General features: G+C 64.0%; 2 pseudogenes. Both read left to right on the top strand.

Going from position 1 to position 727, the window contains the following annotated elements:
• Window positions 1–32 precede the first annotated feature (32 nt).
• Window positions 33–101: pseudogene (locus tag FJM08_RS08490) on the top strand (hypothetical protein); the annotation flags it as partial.
• 302 nt (window positions 102–403) lie between these two features.
• Window positions 404–536: pseudogene (locus tag FJM08_RS08485) on the top strand (ISL3-like element ISAar34 family transposase); the annotation flags it as partial.
• Window positions 537–727 lie beyond the last annotated feature (191 nt).

Raw genomic sequence — 727 nt, 5'->3', positions numbered from 1 at the left:
GCGTCAAACTGATCGGCGCGACCGCCCACTACGTGACCGAAGTTCTCGACGAGGGGCCCATCATCGAACAAGACGTCGTTCGTGTCGACCACACCCACACCGTCGATGATCTGGTGCGTGTCGGCGCCGACGTCGAACGCGCAGTGCTTTCCCGCGCCGTGCTCTGGCACTGCCAAGACCGCGTCATCGTGCATCACAACCAGACCATCGTCTTCTGACATGGGTGACTGCGCGCGTTGCGGTCAACTTCTTGGTGCCCATGATGGTCACGGCGTCGACTGGCCGTTTCGGCGCCGTCGCCCAGCGTGAACTGAGGGCGGAAAATCGGCTGGCCCGAATCTCGCCCCCAGTGCACGCTCGGCGCCGTTTGGCCTCACCCGGTCAACGTGAACTGTCCGGGTGGGCGCTGTCACGTAGCGAGCCCACGTGGGGCCGGGGTCGGCCCGCCAAAAACGCCCCGGCGCGGCCAGCTCATGAGCGAGTACGCAAGCTCAAGGGACACCCGCTTTGCACTGTGGAAGAACCCCGAAGACCTGGCCTGCGGCAGGTGCGGTCAAAGGAGCGGAGTGTAGACAGGACCGGTGGGTCTGCTCAGCGCGGCCCCGAATTAGGACAATTTTCGCACCTAGCGCATCCAATATCGCTTTCGAAGAACGTTCACGCCAGTCCCACTGGGCCGGTGCGAATGGTGCAACGCGCCTTTCGTCGAAGGAAACGCCGTCCGCCA

This window comes from Metamycoplasma equirhinis (genome assembly GCF_006385185.1).
GTDB lineage: Bacteria > Bacillota_I > Bacilli_A > Mycoplasmatales > Metamycoplasmataceae > Metamycoplasma > Metamycoplasma equirhinis.
Note: the sequence above shows the minus strand (reverse complement) of the source record. Positions and strands in the feature narration are given on the sequence as shown.